Origin of the sequence: Antarctobacter aquimaris (genome assembly GCF_900184945.1) — a bacterium.
GTDB lineage: Bacteria > Pseudomonadota > Alphaproteobacteria > Rhodobacterales > Rhodobacteraceae > Maliponia > Maliponia aquimaris.
Genome location: NZ_FXYF01000006.1, coordinates 1 through 17,528 on the forward strand (window position 1 = coordinate 1; position 17,528 = coordinate 17,528).

Consider the following 17,528-nt stretch of genomic DNA (forward strand, 5'->3'; position numbering starts at 1 on the left):
CCCAACGCGCCCCAGTGGCAGGCGACACCTTCAGCCGCAACGCAGCCGCACGCCCGCTTAACCCTTCTTCAATCAATCTCTGAAACCGCGCCCGAAGAGCTTCCGGTAAAGGTGCCGACATGATCCATCCTCCCAAACAGGATGAATCACAATTCAGCTCTCATGGGAATCCCAACGATTCAGGTTTTTGGCGGGGTGCTTTAGAACGCAGTCATGCTCTGCCGGATGTCGGCGCAGAGCGCCTGCACATAGGCCGGCTGCCCTGTTCCGATGTAGAGGTTGATGAACTGCGTGCCGAGCTCCGGCAGGCCCGGCCCGTCGATCGGCACCATGTAATCGGCGAAATGCCCCTCCAGACGCGCGGTGATGGCGAGATCGGCGCTGACCGTGGCGTCGATGGTGGTGTCGCTGTCCGAATCGACCGCCAGTTCCCAATTCAGCCCCGCCGCGTCCAGCCGCCGCATCGCCTCTCCGCGAAAGCCGCAGGTGCGGGCAAAGGCGATCCGCAGCGGTCTTTGCCGCCAGGCCTGCCCGTCTGGCGCGCCGATCCAGCGCAGCGGAACCTCCAGCAGGCTTTCACCGCCCGGCTCCACCCCGGTTTCGGTGGTCAGGATGACGTCGATTTCGCCGCGCGCGAACTGTGCCTTCAGGACGCGGGTGAACGAGCTGACAAGTTGCACTTTGACTCGCGGGTGGTTGCGCGCCATCCGCGACAGCACCTGCGGAATCACCGGGTAGACGATGTCCGACGGCACCCCCAGCGTGACCTCGCCCTCCCAGCTCTGGTCGGTCAGGCGGGTGTAGACCTCGTCGTTCAATTCGACGATCTTCTGGGCGTAGCTCAGCAGCTGCGCCCCGGCCGGGGTCAGCGACACGCCCCGTCCGGTCCGGTCAAGCAACTGCTGGTCCAGCATCTCTTCCAGCCGCTTGATCTGCATCGACACGGCCGACTGCGTGAGGTTCAGAAAGCCCGCGGCCCGGGTCACGCCGCCGGATTGGGCGACCGCCACGAAAGAGCGCAGGGTGGTGACATCGAGATTTCGCACTGTTCACGTTCCGTGATGACTCGGGTCACATACATTCACTTCTCAAATCAATCACAATCCCCCAAATTCATCAACGGAAAACATCTCTCCTGATCAACACATCACTCATTCCGAAGGAAGACATCATGATCCGCGTCCTCGATCCGCTCTTCTCGCGGCTGGCCCGCCGCCGCCATTCAGACCGTGCCGGGACAAGGCTCGTCCCCGCCCTGATCGGCGCGCGGACTGCCGGACCCTGCGCCACGCAGGTCCGGCCACAGTGGAATGCCCCGGCGCATTGGGTCGAACCCGACAAGGATTGGTGAATGCCCGAGTTATCTTTGTGCGGTTTCCGATCCCTTCGCGCCTTGAAAAACGCGGCGAGCTTGCCAATATCGAACAGGAAAGTCCGGGCGAGACTGCCCGTTTTCGGAACCCAATACGGAGGCTTTTATGGCAGAGTATCAATCGGTCCGGGCAGCTGGCGTCTCCGGCGCACGCGCTGCCCAGATTGACGAAGGGCTTCGCGCCCACATGAACAAGGTCTACGGCACGATGTCCGTAGGCACTTTCATCACATTCCTGGCCGCCTGGGCGATCTCCGGCCTTGCCGTGACGACCGACCCGTCGGCAGGCGCGGTGATGTTCCGCGACGGCCAGTACCTGACCGGCCTGGGTCAGGCGCTGTACCTGTCGCCGCTCAAGTGGGTGATCATGTTCGCCCCGCTGGCGTTCATCTTCTTCGGGTTCGGCGCCGCCGTGAACCGCCTGAACGCCGCCGGCGTGCAGCTGGTGTTCTACGCCTTCGCCGTTCTGATGGGTCTGTCGCTCAGCTCGATCTTCCTGGTCTTTACCGGCCTGTCGATCATCCAGGTCTTTCTGACCACCTCGATCGCCTTCGCCGGCCTGTCGCTCTGGGGCTACACCACCAAGAAAGACATCTCGGGCTGGGGATCGTTCCTGATCATGGGCGTGATCGGCCTGCTGGTCGCCTCGATCATCAACATCTTCCTCGGCAGCCCGGCGATCCAGTTCGCCGTGTCGATCCTTGGTGTGCTGATCTTCGCGGGCCTGACCGCCTACGACACGCAGAACATCAAGAACACCTACATCCAGCACGCTGCGCATGGCGATCAGGACTGGCTGGGCAAGGCCGCCATCATGGGCGCGCTGAACCTGTACCTCGACTTCATCAACATGTTCATGTTCCTGCTGCAACTGTTGGGCAACCGCGAGTGACCTTTGGTTAACCGCGCGTACCAACACGCGCCAAACATGCTATAGGGAAAGGGCCGGTCGGGGGACCGGCCCTTTTCTATTGGGGCAGGACGGCGGGGAGACGACATGCCAATCATCACCGAAGACACGGTCAAGCGCGAGGCGGGAGACGGCGCGCTGGGCGCCTACGAGGCCTTGCTGTTCAGCGACAGCGGCGGGCTGACGCAGTTCGGCGCCTTTGTCGAAATCCTGTCACCGGGTGCCGCGTCGAGCCATCCCCACTGGCACGCCGAAGAAGACGAGATGGTCTACATGCTGGAGGGCGAGGTCGTGCTGACCGAGGGCGAAACTGAAACGCCGCTGACCCCCGGCATGGCCGCGACCTTTGCCGCCGGGGTCGACATCGGCCACCGGCTGGAGAACCGTTCTGACAGCCCGGCCCGCTACCTGGTGATCGGCACACGCGCCCCGCGCGACCGGGTGCATTATCCCGGTCAGGACCGGGTGCTGCACGTGGACCGCCCCCATGACGAGCGCCGCTGGAGTTCCGAGAACGGCGCCCCGGCCGATCCGCTGCCGAAATAGGCGCTCGGCCGGTCAGCCAAGCGGCCGCACCATGAACACGGTCGGAAAAACGATCCCACCCGGAAGGGGCACCGCCATGTCGCCTTGCGCGACAAACCCCATCGCCCTGTAGAAGGGCACGGCCGTCAGGGTGCTCTGGCAATGCATCCGCGCCATGCCGCTGTCCTCGGCCACGCGCAGGATATGCTCCAGCAACAGCCGCCCGACCCCGCGCCGGGTGGCGTCGGGATCGGTGGCGACGTGGCGGATGTGGCCGATCCCGGGCTGCGCAGGCCGCCGCCCCGGCGCCCCCAGCGACCAGCCCCCCGCGCCCAGCACGCGCTGTTCAGAGTCCTCGACCACGTAGAACAGGCCGGACGCCAAGAGGTCGGGCTGCGCCCGGGCGATGGCCGGGACCGCGGTGACCAGCGTCGAAGGAGGATAGTCTGCTGCCAGCAACCGAGAGTAGCTGCGCCGGAACAGCCGGTCGAGCGCGGTGATGTCGGATTGCCGAGCGGTGCGGAGTAAGATGCCTGCGGTCATGGTCGGCCCTCTTGCGGGGCAGGTCGCGCGCGGGTCCGCGCCCTGCCGGCGGCACCTGCGCATTCCGCCCCGGCGGCCAGGAATCTGGGGCCGAGACACGACAAAGGCCGCGCCGGGTGTTCTCCCGCGCGGCCCTAGAAAGACGTTCAGCCGGGTCGGCTTACTTGATCTTGCCTTCCTTGTATTCCACGTGCTTGCGCGCGACGGGGTCGAACTTGCGGATGGTCATCTTCTCGGTCATGGTCCGCGCGTTTTTCTTGGTCACGTAGAAGTGGCCGGTGCCCGCGGTGGAGTTCAGGCGGATCTTGATGGTGGTGGGCTTCGCCATTTGTCGTCTCCTGCAACGCGAGGCGACCCCCCGCGTGAAATCGGTGTGAGGCCCGCCTTTTACCTCAGTCCGGCCCCGAGTCAACACGGGAAACCGGCAAAAGAGTTGCGCGGAAGGCCTGTAAGCCGGATTCTGGTCTTGGCCGGGTCGCCCCGGCCTCAGACGGCCATTCCTCTGGGCCGCGCGTTGCCGCGTGGCTCTAGCTGCCAACCCGGATCGCTCGGGCGGAAGCGGCCCTGCGCCCGGAGGCGCGCGTGATCCCTATTCGGCATTGCTCCCGGTGGGGCTTGCCATGCGGGTCCTGTTGCCAGTCCCCCGGTGGGCTCTTACCCCACCGTTTCACCCTTGCCGCGCCCGAAGGCGTGGCGGTCTGTTCTCTGTGGCGCTGTCCGTCAGGTTGCCCTGCCCGGGAGTTACCCGGCACCGGTGCTTCGGTGAGTCCGGACTTTCCTCTCGCATCGCTGCAAGCGGCCGTCCGGCCTTCCGCGCCCGCCCGACATAGGCGGTGAAGGCGGGACGGTCAATGGCGTGCGCGCCGCGATCGGTGCGCGGCCAAGCGCGTTGCAACGCGCTTGCAAGGATTTTGCAAAATCCTTGGCCCCGGCCTTGCCGTTCAGCGCAAGAGCAGCGGCTGCCCCAGCCAGTCGCGCAGCGCCGTGGTGACTTCTTCGGGGCGTTCCAGCACCGGCAGGTGACCCGCGTCCTCGATCACCGTCAGCGTCGCCTTGGGGATCATCTCGGCCATGAAGGCGTGGCGTTTGACCGGGCAGAGCGTGTCCCCGGCGCCGCACAGCACCAGTGTCGGCACGCCGATGCGCCGCAGCGTGCCCTGCTGGTCGCGCCGCCGCTGCAACGCGCGCACCTGGCGGATGTAGGACTCGACCCCCAGCCCCAGCGCCATCTCGGCCACCAGCTCCAGCACCTCCTTGCGCTGCGGGCCGGGGGCGAGGCAGGAACTGGGGAATTCCTCGGCCAGCACCTCGCGCAGGCGGCCCATGCGGGCGCGGATGATCCGCGGGTCGCGCAGCGCCGCCGCCTGCGGGGTGTCGGCGCTGGAATGGGTGGCGATCAACGCCAGCCGTGTCACCCGGTCCGGTGCGCGGCGGAACAGTTCCAGCGCCACAATCCCGCCAAAGCCCAACCCTGCCAGCGCAAAGCGCCGCGGCGCCATGTCGAGCACGTTCGAGGCGATCTCCTCGATCCGCTCGCCCTGCGACACGGGCGCCGCCATGACCGCGTGGTCACGCGACAGATCGGCGATCTGCGGACCAAAGAGGCGGGCGTCGCACATCATCTCGGGCAGGAAGACGACGGTTTCGGGCATTCAGGCGATGGTCTCGATTGAATGCAGCCTGCCGTGGCCGCTTCTGGCTGTGATGCTGCTCACCCTTTTGCCCCTGTCAGGTCGCGATTGGGCGCACCCTAACAGACCGGGCAGCGGTTGAAAGAGAGGCACGGCGGCACGGAAGAAACCCGCCCTGCGGCGTTTGACCCGGTCGCGCGGCATGTCAGGCGTCATCGGTGGCCGCAAGGCCCTTGTCGGCGACAGGGCGGCGGGCCAGCAGGAGAGAGTGACCCCGGCAGGACGGGTCTTCGGGCACGTATGCCTCGACCGGCGCGCCGGCCGCCGCCAGCAGCGCGGCGTAGTCCTCGGGGGCAAGCGAGGCGTGGTAGACCGCTTCGCCTTCCACCTGGCCCCAGGCTTCGCCCGCAGAAGGCCCGACGGTCAGCAGCAGTCGTCCGCCGGGGGCGAGGTGGCGCGCGATCCGCGGCAAGGTCCGGCGCTGGTCGCGCGCATCAAGATGAAAGAAGCTGCCCCAGCCGACGATGGCATCGAAGCGCGCGTCCAACGCCAAGTCGCGCATGTCCGCCAGAACGACACAGGCCTCTGGCACGTGGCGGGCATAAAGGTCCAGCATGGCCGGGGCGGCATCGACGCCCGTCACCGCGTAGCCCTGCGCCGCGAGATACGCACCGATGGGCCGTCCCGAGCCGCAGCCGAGGTCCAGCACCTTGCCGCCCGGCGGGACATCAGCCAGCAGCCGGTCGAGCCAGGGTTTTTCGAACAGACTCTGGTCGCGCGACCGGTCATACCCCTCGGCAACGCGCTGGTAGACCTCGATCGTGCTCACCCGGTCTGGGCCACGATCTGGGTCCAGACCGCCGCCTCGTCCCAGACCGTCCATTCGCGCCTGAGGCCCCAGGGGCCGAATTCGGCGTGGCTGATGCCCATCACATGCAGATCGGCCCCGCTTGGCCGGCCGAAGGCGCCCCAGCCCTCGTGCCGCCCGGTGAGCGACCAGCGCAGCGCCGCGCGCGGCGGCATCTGCGGCTCTTCCATGCCGATCTTGTGGTGGATCTCGAACCGCGCCGAGGGCAGCGCCGCCCTGAGGCCCAGCCAGAAGGCATCCGCCGCCGCCCAGCCGTGCGCCTCGACCCCGCCGGGATGGCACAGATGGCAGGCGCGGTCGTACTGGTCGCGGATGACCGACAGGTCGCCGTCCATGATCCGGCCCAGCAGGGTGGCATAGCCTTCGCCCCACTGGTCGGTGTTGCCCTGCCCGGTGTAGGGGCCGGTCACGTCCACGCGCGGCGTGAAGGGCTGCGTTTCGGGGTCGAGGCCCGGCACCAGGCGGCGCGCCCAGGCCTCGGCCGTCAGGCCCAGCTGGCGCAGGATCGCTCCGGTGTCGGTCACGGTCCAGACGTCGCAGATCTGGTCGCGCTTGGCATAGCTGTCGATGATCTCGCGGTAGCGCAGCACCCGGCCGGTCGGCGGCCCCAGCGGCCCCGCCCCGCCATGGGTGGCGACCGACAGGATGCGCTGCGAGCCCAGCATGCCGATCCTCGGGTTGCCGCTCCAGATCACGTCCTCGCCCAGCAGACGCCGGTCCGGCAGGCTGACCAGCGTCGCCATGGCCGAAGCCGCGACCGTCTGCGCGCCGAACTGGATGCCGTCGCCGGCGCGCAGGATGACCTCGGGGTGATACCAGGCGCGCGCGCGGGTGGTCAGGCCACGGCCCTCCCAGATCTCGCGCGTCGCGGTCAGCAGGAAATCCGGAAAGCTGCCAAAGGTCGGATCAAAGCCCTGCATCATCTGCTGGCCCGCCAATGGGCGGCCTCCCTCGGGAAAAGGGCGCGCAACGGGCAGGTGCAGGTCTGGTCCAAGGGCTAACCTCCGGTTGTGAGTCCCGTGCAGGCTAGACGCCGCTCCCGGCGCTGTCCAGCGGCGGTCATGCCGGCAGGTCGAGGCCGCGAAACGGCGGAAAATCGGCGTAGCGGGCAGCCCGCGTCGCCGCGTTTTCAACGGGTTCCGCCCCTGCCTTCAACAGCGTGCCCCTGGGCGCGATGTAGCTGTCGATCCGCCGCTGCGGCACCGGTCGCCAGGCGATGTTGAAGGCGCAGAGCTTGGGGAAGAACCAGAGTTCGGAATGGTCCAGGTGATCGTGCAACCACCAGGCCAGGTCGCGCCAGTCGCGCCCCTGCGCGTAGCGGTCGGCGAACCAGGGGATGACGATGGAGGCGCCGGCAACAGGGCGGTCCGGCAGGTCCCAGATGTGGCATTCCAGCGGGTAGTCGTTGCGCGCGCAGTTCAGCCGGTGCGCATTGCCAAAGGCATTCAGCTGCGGCGAGCGGTAGCCGGAGCGGACAAAGACACGACCAAAGGTTTCCTCCAGCGGGTCCAGCAGCGTGGAGGCAAAGGCCCGCCCACGTTCAAGCGCAAGGTCAGGATCGTCCGGGATATTGCTGATTTCGTGAAAGTTTCCGATCTCGGAATACAGAAACTCGCGCATCCAGAAATGCCGCGACAGCCGTTCGCGCCCCAGCGTTTCCAGCGACCACATGGAGCGCGGCCGCCTCATCCCGGCAGGCTCCTGGCCCAGTCCAGCACCCGTGCCGCCACCGGGATCGACAGGCGCGGCGACAGCACGTCGCCGGCGATCAGGTGGCGTGCTGGGTCATCCTCGGGACCCAGTGTCACCTCGTGCAGCGTCGCGGGCGCGCCCCAGCGCGCGGCCACCTTTCGGGTGATGCGGTGGTCGACGATCTGGTCACCGGGATCAAAGACGAACAGCGCCGGGGTGCGCACCGCCTCGTGCCGCCGCCGGTGCACCGCCCTGACCGCCGCTCCCATCGGCAGCACCGCGCGGCTGGGATAGCGCGTGGTCCAGAGCCGGCCGTGTTCCGCGTTGCGCGGCTCGAACCCGATCTCCCGCCCTGCCATCCAGGGCAACCACCAGCGCGCGCCGGGCCAGGTGATCAGCGCCGACTTCGGGTCCGCCACGCGAAAGTTGGGCGATACCAGCACAATCCCCGTCACCCGGTCTGACATCGCCTCGTGCAGCGCCAGGGTGGCCAGCGTCGCCCCGGTGGAGGTGCCCATCAGCAGCACCCGGTCGCCCACCCGGCGGGCGATGGCCAGCGCTTCGGCGACGTCCATCATCCAGCCTTCGACCGTTGCCTCGGCCATGGCGGGGCCATCCTGCCCGTGCCCCTTGAGCCGGGTGAAGACGAGGTTCGCGCCCAGCCCCTCGGCCACCAGGTCCGGCACCGGGCGGATTTCGTCCGGAGCGGCAGAGAACCCGTGCACGTAGACCACCGCCCAGCCGCTGCGCGTCTCGGGCGTTTGCGCCCAGTGGACACGCTTGGCCGCGCCCGGGCGGAGGTTGGGCACGCGCGATTCGGTCACTGACAGCCAGGCGTCGATGCCGCCCTCCAGCAGGCTGTCGTCAAAGCGGATATTGGTCACCGCCGGTTCGCGCGGCGCCAGCAGCCATGCGCCCCCGGCCACGCCCAGCCCGGCCAGCGCCCAGCCCAGCATCAGGCACCGCCCTCGGGCGACCAGGTTTCGATGCGCGTCCAGTCCTGCACCAGCCGCCAGTCCGGCAGGGTCACGATCATCAGGTGCCCGCCACCGCTGCCCGCGGGCTGGTCATGGCTGCGGTCGATCCCGACGCCTGTCAGATGCGCCCGGAACAGCGCCCCGACCCCGCCATGCGCCACCACGGCGATGTCGCCCTCTGGCGACTCTGCCACCACCTGCCGCAGCGCGCGCAGGATCCGGGCCTGCGCGTCCACCGCGCGTTCCCATCCCCGGACGCTTTCCTCGGGTTGGGCAAAGAAGGCATCGGCCGTCGCCTCGAACTCCGGTCCGCGCAGGTAGCCGGTGGCGGAGCGGTCATTCTCGTGCAGGGCGTGCAGGATCCGGGGCGTAACGCGCTGTACGCCTGCCAGGCTCTCGGCCCCGTCGCGCGCCTTGCGTTCATCGCTGGACCAGATCGCCGCCAGCGGCGGGCAGACCTGCGCAAAGGCCGCGTGCCGCGCCCTGCCCCGTTCGGACAGGCGCCAGTCCGGCACCGGCACCTGCGGGTCGATCACCACGTCCGCATGGCTGATGTAGAACAGCCGCCTCACGCCAGCACCTCGGCCAGCGCCGCCTCGATCGCGTCCAGGCAGCCGGGGGTGGAAAAGCGGTGGTCGGCCCCGCGGACCAGCATCAGCCGCACGTCCGGGCTGTCGATGTGGTCCAGCAGGCGCAGCGCGGTCGCGCGCGACACTGCCTCGTCCTCGGTTCCCTGCAACAGGCGGACGGGCCAGTCCATGACCAGCGGCGCGCGCAGGACAAGGTTCCGACGCCCGTCCTCGATCAGCTTGCGGGTGACAAGGTAGGGGTCCTCGTAGGCCGACGGCATCTCGAGATGGCCCTGTTCGATGACCTTTTGCCGCTCTGCCTCGGTAAAGCCGGCCCAAAAGCTGTCCTCGGTGAAATCCGGCGCGGCGGCGATGCCGACAAAGCCCCGGATGTCAGCCAGCCGCCGCGCCAGCAGACAGCCGATCCAGCCGCCCATGGACGAGCCGACCAGCACCACCGGACCGGGCGCGGCATGGCGGATCACCGCCTCGGCATCACCCGCCCAATCGCCGATGCAGCCATGCTCGAACGCACCGCCCGACTGCCCGTGGCCAGAGTAGTCGAACCGCAGAAAGGCTCGCCCCGCCGATTCGGCCCAGGCCTCGAGGTGCAGCGCCTTGGTGCCCGTCATGTCGGAGCGGTAGCCCGACAGGAACACCACGCAGGGCCCCGCGCCCTCGGTCCGCGCATAGGCCAACGGCACGCCGTTCGGTCCCTCGATGTGTGAAATCGCCGCCATGTCGCACGCCCTCCCTGCGCCCGGACCATAACGGCAAGCCACGGGTTCCAAAAGGCTTTCTTGAAATTCGTTCCACCAATTGGGTCATCCCCTGACCCACCTGCACCGACAGCGGCGCCCCGCGCACCGACAGCGGCCAAATGGCAAATACGTTACCCTATTGTCACGTTACTATTGAGTAACGTATATTCACATCACACGGCCACGCCAAAAAGGAGCCTGGATGCCGCCCCCTTCACTCTCCCTGTCCGCCAATCACCGCTGACCTGCGATGGACGCGATCTTCAAGGCCCTGAACGACCCGGCCCGCCGCGCCCTGCTGGACAGCCTGCGCCGGCAGGACGGGCAGACGCTGTCCGAACTGGAAGAGCAGATCGACATGAGCCGCTTTGGCGTCATGAAGCACCTCAAGGTCCTCGAGGAGGCGCACCTGGTCACCACCCGCAAGGTGGGCCGGTTCAAGCATCACTACCTCAATCCGCTTCCCCTCAGGGAAGTCATCGACCGCTGGATCAACCCGTTGATCCAGCCGCAGACCCAGCTTTTGTCCACCCTCAAAGCCAGACTGGAGACCCCCATGAAACCCGATCTCGTCATGTCCACCTTCATCAACTGCACCCAGGATGCGCTGTGGGAGGCGCTGACACAGGGTGAGTTGATCTCGGCCTATCATTTCGCCTCGTCCAGGGTGACGGGCGACTACACCGCCCCCGGCGATCAGGTGGACATGCATTTCGACGCCGGTGGCGTGATGCTGTCGAACCGCGTGATTGCGATCGAGCCAAAGACCCGGATCGAGATGGCGTTCCTGCCGCAGTGGGGCGAGGACAGGACCGAGTCACGCTGCGTCTACCTGGTAGAGCCGCAGGCCACAGGGATGAAGTTGACGGTCGAACATTACGGGCTGACCGGCGCGCAGCCCGGCATCGAGGACGGTTGGGCGCGCTACCTGTCGGGGCTCAAGACCTGGCTGGAAACCGGCAAGGCGCACCGCTTTGCACCGCAGATGGCGGAGTAACCGCGGTTACGCCGTGTCTTCGGGCATGGAAAAGACGCCCTGCCAGGTGTCTTTCAGCCGTCGATGCTTTGCGCGAGGACCCGGCTGATCGTGGTCAGGCTCTCGCCGCTTTCCTCAGCCCAGGTGTTGAACGCCGCCTGCACCGCCGCCATGGCCTTTTTCGACGTTGGCGGTTTGTCCACCACGCCCTCGGCCTCCAGCCGCGCCACGACGGAGGACGACAGGATGTAGCTTTCCTTGCCCATGGAACGCATCACGTAGGCCCCGGTCGTGCCGCCCAGCCGCGCGCCCTTGGTCTTGAGCCAGTCCAGCAGGCCGGCGAAATCCTCGGCCGGCCAGTCGCCCACCCGGCGCCCGAACGAGCCGAATTCCGCCGCCGTCTCCTGCACCAGCACCGCGTTCTGCTGGATCGCCTCCACCTTGGGCGGGCTGCGGATGATGCGGGGGTCCGACAGCAACTCGTCGAACCAGTCTTCGGACATCAGCGCCACGCGCCCAACGTCGAAGTTGTAAAAGGCTTCTTCGATGTCGGACCATTTCTTTTCGACCACGGTCCAGCTAATCCCGGCCTGAAAGACCGATTTCGCCATGCAGGACAGCCAGCGATCGTCGGGGATGGCGGCCAGGGCGTCCGGTGTTTTCGGCACGGGTGTATCGGCAAATACGGCGTCCCGCCCGCCCTTGCGCTCTGCCGCGATGTCCAGAATTTCCGCAAACGTCCGCATCGCGCCCTCCTGTCAGGTTCCCGACCAGAGTGCGCCGCCACCCCGCCGGGCGCAACCCGTCACTGTTCCACTTCGTCGAGACCCAGCGCCAGCCAGCCGCCCAACAGGCTGAGACCGGCGAATCCGGCCAGCGCGACCAGCGGCCCAAGGGTGGCCAGCGCCGCCCCCAGCGCCCCCACGACCAGCAACAGAACGCCGATCGCCGTGTTCGCCAGCGCCGCGTAGGAGGACCGGGCGTCCTCGGGCGCCATGTCCACCAGGTAGACGGACCGCCCCTGCCGTACACCGTGATACGCCACCATCAGGCCGAACAGGATGGCCGGGATGACCCAGGGCGCGGCAGTCCAGCCTGCCAGGTCGGCCTGCACGGCCAGCGTCATGAACCCGGCGCCCGCCAGTCCCGCCAGCGCCAGCACAAGGCGCGAGGAACGGTCCGCCAGCCGCCCCCAGACGTAGGAACTGACGAACGAGGCCGCGGCCGAGGCCACCATCAGCGCGCCCAGCGCCTGCAACGCGCTTTGCCCGCCGCCCAACAGGACGAAATAGGGCGGCGCCAGCGCGGTGACCGTCAAGGCGCCGCGCGCGGCGATGAAGCGGCGGAACTGCGAGTCCTGCCACAGCGGTGTGAGGTCGATGGCCGGGCCAGTCTGCGGCCGAGACTTCTGTTCTTCGAGCCGCGAGAACAGCGCCGCCGCCAGCAGCCACAGGGCAGAGGCGGCCGAGATCGCCGCCAGCACCGGCCACAGCGCCTGCCCGCCGCCCAGGATCAGCGCGGCCGCGAACCCCAGCACCAACAGCGCCGAAGCGGACCCGGCGATCCCCGTCACCGCCCCGCGCCGGGTCTTTTCCACCGTCTTGCCCAGGATGTCCTTGTAGCTGACGGAACAGAGCGCGCGGCTCACCGCCAGCCCGGCCAGCGCCAGCGCCATGACCACGCCCAGCGTCCAGCCCTCCAGCGTCAGCGCCGCCAGCACGATCAGCCCGGCGCCCAGGCCCTGCCCCACCGACCCGCCGACCCAGGCCCATTTGCGCCGCGGCATGGCCTGCACCCGCCCGGCCAGCAGGATCTGCGGCACCAGCGCCCCGGCCTCGCGGATCGGCACGAACAGCCCGACGATCCCGGCCGGTACGCCCAGCGCCCCGCCCAGCCAGCTGAGCACCAGCTTGGGGTCGATCAGCCCGTCGGCCAGCTTGGTCATGGTCAGGGCGGCGGCGTGGCGCAGCCCGTTGCGGGCCTCGCGTGCGTCGACCTCCCCTGCCCCGGTCAGGGTCTCGAATACCGCCATGCGTGCTGTCGCCTCCCGTTCTCCAGTCATGGCAACGCCCGTGCGGCCGGAAAGGTTGCACCGCGCCCATGCGCGCCGCCGCCGACAGCCCGACCACGAAGCATGACAGCCGCTTGACACATTCCGCGCGTGCCTGCATCAAGCCGCGACACACCATACCCGCAACCGGGCGTTCCGTGGGCGCCGAACCGACGAGGAGACGAGGCCAATGGCCCAGATTTCCCTGACCTTCCCCGATGGCTCCAAACGCGACTATGACCAGGGCGTGACCCCGGCGCAGGTCGCCGAGAGCATTTCCAAGTCCCTGTCGAAAAAGGCCATCTCGGCCAGCGTCGATGGCGCCCACTGGGACCTGCAATGGCCGATCGACGGCGATGCCGCCATCGCCATCCACACCATGGCCGACGACGCGCCGGCGCTGGAACTGATCCGTCACGACCTCGCGCATATCATGGCGCGGGCCGTGCAGGAGATCTGGCCCGAGGTCAAAGTCACCATCGGCCCGGTGATCGAGAACGGCTGGTACTACGACTTTGACCGCAAGGAGCCGTTCACGCCCGAGGATCTCGGCCTCATCGAGAAGAAGATGAAGGAGATCATCAACAAGCGCGACCCGGTGACCACCGAGGTCTGGGAGCGCGAGCGGGCGATCAAGTATTACCAAGCCAACAACGAACCCTACAAGGTCGAGCTGATCGAGGCCATTCCGGGCAACGAGCCGATCCGCATGTACTGGCACGGCCACTGGCAGGACCTGTGCCGCGGGCCGCACCTGCAACACACCGGCCAGGTGCCCGGCGACAGCTTCAAGCTGATGAGCGTGGCGGGGGCCTATTGGCGCGGCGACAGCAAGCGCCAGATGCTGCAACGGATCTACGGTGTCGCCTTCCGGAACAAGGAAGACCTGAAAAAGCACCTGCACAGGCTGGAGGAGGCCGCCAAGCGCGACCACCGCAAGCTGGGCCGCGAGATGGACCTGTTCCACATGCAGGAAGAGGCGCCCGGCCAGGTGTTCTGGCATCCCAACGGCTGGACGATCTACACCCAGTTGCAGGACTACATGCGCCGCAAGCAGCGCGCCGGCGGCTACCGCGAGATCAACACCCCGCAGGTCGTCGACCGTAAACTGTGGGAGGCCTCGGGCCACTGGGACAAGTACCAGCACCACATGTTCGTCGTCGAAGTGGACGAAAGCCGCGACGGCGAGCACGATGACGCCGCCGTCAAGGACAAGTCCCAGACCCGCATCAACGCGCTGAAGCCGATGAACTGCCCCTGCCACGTGCAGGTGTTCAACCAGGGTCTGAAGTCCTACCGCGACCTGCCGCTGCGGCTGGCCGAATTCGGCTCCTGTGCGCGGTTCGAACCCTCGGGCGCGCTGCATGGCATCATGCGGGTGCGCGGATTCACGCAGGACGACGCGCATATCTTCTGCACCGAGGATCAGATCCAGGCGGAATGCGCGCGCTTCATCGACTTCACTGCCGAAATCTACCGCGAGCTGGGCTTTCCCGAGTTCGAGATCCGCTTTGCCACCCGCCCCGAAAAGCGCGTCGGCAGTGAGGAAAGCTGGGACTACGTGGAAGGCGCGCTGGAAAACGCGATCAAGGCGGTGGGCCGCGACTACACGCTGGAGCCGGGCGACGGGGCGTTCTACGGGCCCAAGCTGGACTTCTACCTGACCGACGCGATCGGGCGGGTCTGGCAGTGCGGCACCTTCCAGGTGGACCCGAACCTGCCGGAACGGCTCGGGGCGTCCTATATCGCGCCCAACGGCGAAAAGACCCGGCCTTTCATGCTGCACCGCGCGACCCTGGGGTCGTTCGAACGCTTCATCGGCATCCTGATCGAGGAACACGCCGGCAAGCTGCCGTTCTGGCTGGCACCGCGGCAGGTGGTGGTGGGCTCCATCGTGTCCGAGGCGGACGACTACGTGGCCGAGGTGGTGGCGGCGCTGACCCGCGCGGGCGTCCGGGCCGAGGCCGACATCCGCAACGAAAAGATCAACTACAAGGTGCGCGAACACTCGGTCGGCAAGGTCCCGGTGATCCTGGCCATCGGCCACCGCGAACTCGAGGAACGCACCGTCACCGTGCGGCGGCTGGGCGAAAACCGGACCGAGGTCATGTCGCTGGAGGAGATCACCGCCGCGCTGGCCGGTGAGGCGACACCGCCCGACCTGCGCGGCTGAGGTCTCGAACACGTTACTGTAAGGGCCGCGTCCTGCCGGGCGCGGCCCTTTTTTCATGCGCGCCCGGTGCCCCGGCCGCTGTCACATTTCGTGATCGGTGCGCCGCCGTCGTGCGCGCGCCGCGTGGCGGCTGAAACATTCTGCCCTGCAGCATGGTGAATTCGGCGGGTTTCGTTACATCGACCGCCGGGAAATCGTCCCGGGTCAGGCTTTCCGGACCTTGAAACTTCACGGCATCGACACGGGGCCGCACGGCCGCGTGATGCACGGGCCCGTGAGTCGCTTGTGGCACGGCGGGCCTGCACTCTGTGTCTACCGGATGGCCTGGACGCCACCGGCCAAGTTTCACAACACCCAGTCCCTGAAAGGAACTCACATGTCCTCCAAGATCAAGACCGCCGCTCTCGTTGGTATCGTCGCCGCCGCCGTTGCCGCCACGGGCGCGCATGCCGCCGACCAGGAAAAGTGCTTTGGCGTCTCGCTTGCCGGCGAGAACGACTGCGCCGCCGGTCCCGGCACCACCTGCGCCGGCACCTCGAAGGTCGACTACCAGGGCAACGCCTGGACGCTGGTCGACGCCGGCACCTGCGCCGAGATCGAACTGCCCGCCATGGCGGACGGCAGCGCGCGCATGGGGTCGCTCGAGGCGCTCGAGCGCGACCTGCCCCAGATGTGACATGACCCGGTCGGGGCGGGCCTTGCGCCTGCCCCTTCCGGCCTCCCCTCTCTCAGGACCGATCCGCCGCCCGCCCCACGCCGCAACCCGACGAGGCCTCCCATGTTCGACACCGCCAGGTCCCTGCCGCCGATGCCCGGAGTCGGCTACAAGCCGCAGCATTTCAAGGCGATCCTCGAGGATGCGGCCCCGGTCGGCTGGCTGGAGGTGCATGCCGAGAACTACATGGGCGAAGGCGGCCGCCCGCTGGCGCAGTTGCGCGCCCTGTCCGAGCGGTTTCCGATCTCCGTGCACGGCGTCGGCCTGTCGATCGGCGGCCCCGAGCCGCTGGATACAGACCACCTCGCCCGGCTGAAGCACCTTGTCGGCTGGCTCGACCCGGCCAGCTTTTCCGAACACCTGGCCTGGTCGACCCATGACGGCCATTTCCTGAACGACCTGCTGCCCCTGCCCTATACCCCGGCCACGCTGGGCCGCGTCGCCTGCCACATCGACCAGGTACAGGAGGCGCTGGGGCGGCGGATGCTGCTGGAGAACCCTTCGTCCTACCTGGCTTTTGCCGAAAGCACGCTGGAAGAGACCGAGTTCCTGCACGAACTGACCCGCCGCACCGGCTGCGGCCTGCTGCTGGACGTCAACAACGTCTTCGTCTCGGCCACCAACCTTGGCTATTCCCCGCAGGACTACATCGCGCGGTTCCCGCTGGAGGCGGTGGGCGAGCTGCACATCGCCGGCCACGACGAGGATCAGGACGATTTCGGTGCGCCGCTGCTGATCGACAGCCATGGCCGCGAGACGGCCGAGCCGGTCTGGACGCTGCTCGATCTCGTGCTGTCGCGCGCAGGTGCGCTGCCCGTTCTGATCGAATGGGACACCGACGTGCCGGACTGGCCGGTGCTGGCCGCCGAGGCGGCGCGGGCCGCGACGGCGCTGGCCCGGGTGCCGGCATGAGCGGACGGGTCCCGGTGTTGGGGGCGCTGCCCCCGTCGCCTGCGGCGACTCCGCCGGGATGTTTTCCGCCAGAAGAAACCCTGCGCGCGGGCACAGGTGACATAGCAAGCGCCACGGAAACAGCGTTGCGCGCCGGGCTGCTGGATGCCGTAGTCCCGGTTCCCGAGGGGCTGACCGATGGCGCGGGACGCCCGGCGGGGCGAAGATATTCGGTCTATCGCAACAACGTGGCGGTGGCCCTGCACGAGGCGCTGGAGGCCGGGTTTCCGGCGGTGGCGCGGCTGATCGGACCGGAGAACTTTTCTCGCGCGGCGGGGATCTACTTGCGCACAGAGCCACCCGCAACGCCGCTGATGATGCAGTATGGCGCGGGGTTTCCCGCATTTCTCGAAAGCATCGAAGCGCTGCGCCCGATCGGCTACCTGGGCGACGTGGCGCGGCTGGAGCTGGCCATGCGGCAAAGCTATCACGCCGCCGACGCGCCGGCGCTGGACCCTGTGCTGCTGGCCGGCCTGGACGAGGATGCCCTGCTGCGCGCGCGCCTGCGCCTCGCGCCTGCGACCCGGGTGCTGCGCTCGGCCTGGCCGGTGCTGTCGGTCTACCGCTACACGCTGGAGCCGGGCAGCCCCAAGCCGACTGCCCGCGCCGAGGAGGTGGTGATCACCCGACCCGGCCTCGACCCGCAGCCGCACCTGCTGCCGCCGGGCGGCGCGGATTTCCTGGCCGCCCTCGACGCGGGGGCCGCCTTTGGCGCGGCGCTGGAGCGGGCCGGCACGGATTTCGACCTGGGCGCCACGCTGCCCCTGCTGTTGCAGCAGGGCGCCTTTACCGACCTATTGACCGAGTGAGGACCC

The 17,528-nt window shown here is 68.0% G+C and carries 20 protein-coding genes and 1 other RNA gene; 8 read left to right on the forward strand and 13 right to left on the reverse strand.

Annotated elements, in window-relative coordinates; all coding sequences use genetic code 11:
- Positions 1–200: 200 nt before the first annotated feature.
- Positions 201–1,046 (reverse strand): LysR family transcriptional regulator, encoded by an 846-nt coding sequence (locus MAA8898_RS11755; protein WP_094021220.1) that lies wholly within the window; start codon positions 1,044–1,046, stop codon positions 201–203.
- Positions 1,047–1,171: 125 nt separating this feature from the next.
- On the opposite strand from MAA8898_RS11755, the gene MAA8898_RS11760 reads away from it, so the two are divergent.
- The 3 genes from MAA8898_RS11760 to MAA8898_RS11770 all read left to right on the forward strand — a co-directional run bounded on the left by MAA8898_RS11760 (position 1,172) and on the right by MAA8898_RS11770 (position 2,828).
- Entirely contained in the window at positions 1,172–1,351 is a 180-nt protein-coding gene (locus MAA8898_RS11760; protein ID WP_094021221.1) for a hypothetical protein, read from the forward strand.
- A gap of 127 nt (positions 1,352–1,478) precedes the next feature.
- Positions 1,479–2,264: a Bax inhibitor-1/YccA family protein gene (locus tag MAA8898_RS11765; protein ID WP_094021222.1), complete on the forward strand. Its 786-nt coding sequence runs from the start codon at positions 1,479–1,481 to the stop codon at positions 2,262–2,264.
- Positions 2,265–2,369: 105 nt separating this feature from the next.
- Positions 2,370–2,828: a cupin domain-containing protein gene (locus tag MAA8898_RS11770; protein WP_094021223.1), complete on the forward strand. Its 459-nt coding sequence runs from the start codon at positions 2,370–2,372 to the stop codon at positions 2,826–2,828.
- Positions 2,829–2,840: 12 nt separating this feature from the next.
- Here MAA8898_RS11770 and MAA8898_RS11775 read toward each other — a convergent pair whose 3' ends face one another.
- The 10 genes from MAA8898_RS11775 to MAA8898_RS11820 form a co-directional block, all read right to left on the reverse strand.
- Positions 2,841–3,350, reverse strand: coding sequence for a GNAT family N-acetyltransferase (locus MAA8898_RS11775; RefSeq protein ID WP_094021224.1), 510 nt, complete (start codon positions 3,348–3,350; stop codon positions 2,841–2,843).
- Positions 3,351–3,510: 160 nt separating this feature from the next.
- Positions 3,511–3,678 (reverse strand): 50S ribosomal protein L33, encoded by a 168-nt coding sequence (rpmG, locus tag MAA8898_RS11780; RefSeq protein WP_005856346.1) that lies wholly within the window; start codon positions 3,676–3,678, stop codon positions 3,511–3,513.
- 105 nt (positions 3,679–3,783) lie between these two features.
- Positions 3,784–4,165, reverse strand: an RNA gene (rnpB, locus tag MAA8898_RS11785) — RNase P RNA component class A.
- 126 nt (positions 4,166–4,291) lie between these two features.
- On the reverse strand, positions 4,292–5,002 hold the full coding sequence (locus MAA8898_RS11790; RefSeq protein WP_094021225.1) for an alpha/beta fold hydrolase: 711 nt from the start codon (positions 5,000–5,002) through the stop codon (positions 4,292–4,294).
- A gap of 184 nt (positions 5,003–5,186) precedes the next feature.
- On the reverse strand, positions 5,187–5,810 hold the full coding sequence (locus MAA8898_RS11795) for a class I SAM-dependent methyltransferase (protein WP_245853382.1): 624 nt from the start codon (positions 5,808–5,810) through the stop codon (positions 5,187–5,189).
- Positions 5,807–6,787 carry an ester cyclase gene (locus MAA8898_RS11800; protein WP_306456427.1) on the reverse strand — a complete coding sequence of 327 codons (981 nt, stop codon included), beginning with the start codon at positions 6,785–6,787 and terminating at the stop codon, positions 5,807–5,809. Before MAA8898_RS11800 ends, MAA8898_RS11795 begins: the two co-directional genes overlap by 4 nt.
- A gap of 121 nt (positions 6,788–6,908) precedes the next feature.
- Positions 6,909–7,520, reverse strand: a complete 612-nt coding sequence (locus MAA8898_RS11805; protein WP_094021227.1) for a hypothetical protein — start codon at positions 7,518–7,520, stop codon at positions 6,909–6,911.
- A gap of 14 nt (positions 7,521–7,534) precedes the next feature.
- The gene (locus tag MAA8898_RS11810) at positions 7,535–8,497 is read right to left on the reverse strand and encodes an alpha/beta hydrolase (RefSeq protein ID WP_094021228.1); all 963 of its coding nucleotides are present in this window, start codon (positions 8,495–8,497) and stop codon (positions 7,535–7,537) included.
- On the reverse strand, positions 8,497–9,090 hold the full coding sequence (locus tag MAA8898_RS11815; protein ID WP_094021229.1) for a histidine phosphatase family protein: 594 nt from the start codon (positions 9,088–9,090) through the stop codon (positions 8,497–8,499). The genes MAA8898_RS11810 and MAA8898_RS11815 overlap by 1 nt, the downstream gene beginning before the upstream one ends.
- Positions 9,087–9,827 carry an alpha/beta hydrolase gene (locus MAA8898_RS11820; RefSeq protein ID WP_094021230.1) on the reverse strand — a complete coding sequence of 247 codons (741 nt, stop codon included), beginning with the start codon at positions 9,825–9,827 and terminating at the stop codon, positions 9,087–9,089. The genes MAA8898_RS11815 and MAA8898_RS11820 overlap by 4 nt, the downstream gene beginning before the upstream one ends.
- A 271-nt stretch (positions 9,828–10,098) precedes the next feature.
- On the opposite strand from MAA8898_RS11820, the gene MAA8898_RS11825 reads away from it, so the two are divergent.
- Positions 10,099–10,845, forward strand: coding sequence for an ArsR/SmtB family transcription factor (locus tag MAA8898_RS11825; protein WP_094021231.1), 747 nt, complete (start codon positions 10,099–10,101; stop codon positions 10,843–10,845).
- Between the two features lie 53 nt (positions 10,846–10,898).
- Here the strand turns inward: MAA8898_RS11825 and MAA8898_RS11830 are convergent, their stop codons facing one another.
- Positions 10,899–11,570, reverse strand: coding sequence for a DNA-3-methyladenine glycosylase I (locus MAA8898_RS11830; protein WP_094021232.1), 672 nt, complete (start codon positions 11,568–11,570; stop codon positions 10,899–10,901).
- Positions 11,571–11,629: 59 nt separating this feature from the next.
- Positions 11,630–12,886 (reverse strand): MFS transporter, encoded by a 1,257-nt coding sequence (locus tag MAA8898_RS11835; protein ID WP_245853383.1) that lies wholly within the window; start codon positions 12,884–12,886, stop codon positions 11,630–11,632.
- A gap of 178 nt (positions 12,887–13,064) precedes the next feature.
- On the opposite strand from MAA8898_RS11835, the gene thrS reads away from it, so the two are divergent.
- The 4 genes from thrS to MAA8898_RS11855 all read left to right on the forward strand — a co-directional run bounded on the left by thrS (position 13,065) and on the right by MAA8898_RS11855 (position 17,522).
- Positions 13,065–15,047: a threonine--tRNA ligase gene (thrS, locus tag MAA8898_RS11840; RefSeq protein ID WP_094021234.1), complete on the forward strand. Its 1,983-nt coding sequence runs from the start codon at positions 13,065–13,067 to the stop codon at positions 15,045–15,047.
- Between the two features lie 376 nt (positions 15,048–15,423).
- On the forward strand, positions 15,424–15,723 hold the full coding sequence (locus MAA8898_RS11845) for a BufA1 family periplasmic bufferin-type metallophore (protein WP_094021235.1): 300 nt from the start codon (positions 15,424–15,426) through the stop codon (positions 15,721–15,723).
- Between the two features lie 102 nt (positions 15,724–15,825).
- Entirely contained in the window at positions 15,826–16,674 is an 849-nt protein-coding gene (gene bufB, locus MAA8898_RS11850; protein ID WP_094021236.1) for an MNIO family bufferin maturase, read from the forward strand.
- A gap of 125 nt (positions 16,675–16,799) precedes the next feature.
- Complete coding sequence (locus MAA8898_RS11855) at positions 16,800–17,522, forward strand: HvfC/BufC N-terminal domain-containing protein (protein WP_245853384.1); 723 nt, start codon at positions 16,800–16,802, stop codon at positions 17,520–17,522.
- Positions 17,523–17,528: the final 6 nt, after the last annotated feature.

Coding starts and splice junctions, on each gene's coding strand:
- MAA8898_RS11760 (WP_094021221.1), top strand. CDS start 1,172: ATGATCCGCGTCCTCGATCCGCTCTTCTCGCGGCTGGCCCGCCGCCGC.
- MAA8898_RS11765 (WP_094021222.1), top strand. CDS start 1,479: ATGGCAGAGTATCAATCGGTCCGGGCAGCTGGCGTCTCCGGCGCACGC.
- MAA8898_RS11770 (WP_094021223.1), top strand. CDS start 2,370: ATGCCAATCATCACCGAAGACACGGTCAAGCGCGAGGCGGGAGACGGC.
- MAA8898_RS11775 (WP_094021224.1), bottom strand. CDS start 3,350: ATGACCGCAGGCATCTTACTCCGCACCGCTCGGCAATCCGACATCACC.
- rpmG (WP_005856346.1), bottom strand. CDS start 3,678: ATGGCGAAGCCCACCACCATCAAGATCCGCCTGAACTCCACCGCGGGC.
- MAA8898_RS11790 (WP_094021225.1), bottom strand. CDS start 5,002: ATGCCCGAAACCGTCGTCTTCCTGCCCGAGATGATGTGCGACGCCCGC.
- MAA8898_RS11805 (WP_094021227.1), bottom strand. CDS start 7,520: ATGTGGTCGCTGGAAACGCTGGGGCGCGAACGGCTGTCGCGGCATTTC.
- MAA8898_RS11810 (WP_094021228.1), bottom strand. CDS start 8,497: ATGCTGGGCTGGGCGCTGGCCGGGCTGGGCGTGGCCGGGGGCGCATGG.
- MAA8898_RS11820 (WP_094021230.1), bottom strand. CDS start 9,827: ATGGCGGCGATTTCACACATCGAGGGACCGAACGGCGTGCCGTTGGCC.
- MAA8898_RS11825 (WP_094021231.1), top strand. CDS start 10,099: ATGGACGCGATCTTCAAGGCCCTGAACGACCCGGCCCGCCGCGCCCTG.
- MAA8898_RS11830 (WP_094021232.1), bottom strand. CDS start 11,570: ATGCGGACGTTTGCGGAAATTCTGGACATCGCGGCAGAGCGCAAGGGC.
- MAA8898_RS11835 (WP_245853383.1), bottom strand. CDS start 12,886: ATGACTGGAGAACGGGAGGCGACAGCACGCATGGCGGTATTCGAGACC.
- thrS (WP_094021234.1), top strand. CDS start 13,065: ATGGCCCAGATTTCCCTGACCTTCCCCGATGGCTCCAAACGCGACTAT.
- MAA8898_RS11845 (WP_094021235.1), top strand. CDS start 15,424: ATGTCCTCCAAGATCAAGACCGCCGCTCTCGTTGGTATCGTCGCCGCC.
- bufB (WP_094021236.1), top strand. CDS start 15,826: ATGTTCGACACCGCCAGGTCCCTGCCGCCGATGCCCGGAGTCGGCTAC.